This window comes from Synechococcus sp. CCAP 1479/9 (assembly GCF_019038535.1).
GTDB lineage: Bacteria > Cyanobacteriota > Cyanobacteriia > PCC-6307 > Cyanobiaceae > Cyanobium.
The window spans coordinates 1-877 of sequence record NZ_JAFKRK010000080.1 but is presented as its reverse complement, the minus strand read 5'-3'; the positions used below and the strand labels follow the sequence as shown (position 1 = coordinate 877).

1 protein-coding gene is annotated in these 877 nt (G+C 66.1%); it reads right to left on the bottom strand.

The features are described 5' to 3' along the window. Positions 1-877: glycogen/starch/alpha-glucan phosphorylase (locus tag KUG38_RS17315; protein ID WP_216923551.1), on the bottom strand; the 877-nt coding region annotated here is incomplete at both ends.

Genomic DNA, 877 nt, shown 5'->3' with positions numbered 1-877 from the left:
CTTGTCGCCCGATTCATCGATGATCGAGAGGCGGCGCAGGACGGCGTCGTTGCCGGGGTACTTGAGGCGCACCTGCTGGAGGAAGCGGCGGTTGATCTCGAAGATCAGCTCAAGGTGGCGGGGCAGCAGGGACCCGAAGAGATCGAGGCCCCACTTCTCCAGGGCTTCCGGCAGCAGGGTGTGGTTGGTGTAGGAGAGGCAGGCGGTGGTGATGGCCCAGGCGGCGTCCCACTCGAGGTGCTTGTCGTCGAGCAGGAGCCGCATCAGCTCGGCGACGGCGATGGAGGGGTGGGTGTCATTGAGCTGGATGGCCCAGTGCTCAGGGAACGCCTCGACGGGAATGCCACGGGCATCGAGGCTGCGGATCATGTCCTGCAGCGAGCAGCTGACGAAGAAGTGCTGCTGCTTGAGGCGCAGCTGGCGGCCCTTGGCGGTGCCGTCGTTGGGGTAGAGCACCTTGCAGAGGGTCTCGGAGCCCACCTTCTCCTCCACCGCGCCGTAGTAGTCGCCGCTGTTGAAGGCGTAGAAGTCGAACGATTCGGTGGCATCGGCGCGCCAGAGGCGCAGCCGGTCGCAGGTGTTGACCCGGTAGCCCAGCACCGGCACGTCATGGGGGACACCGATGGCGTGCTCGGAGGGGATCCAGCGCACCCGGTAGGCGCCGCTTTTGTCGCGGTAGCTCTCGGTGTGGCCGCCGAAGCCGACGAAACAGGCCTGGTCGGGGTGGGGAATCTCCCAGGGCCAGCCGGCCTTGAGCCATTTGTCGGTGATCTCCACCTGCCAGCCGTCACGGATGAGCTGGTCGAAGATGCCGAACTCGTAGCGGATGCCGTAGCCGGTGGCGGGGATCTCGAGGGTGGCGAGGGATTCGAGGAAG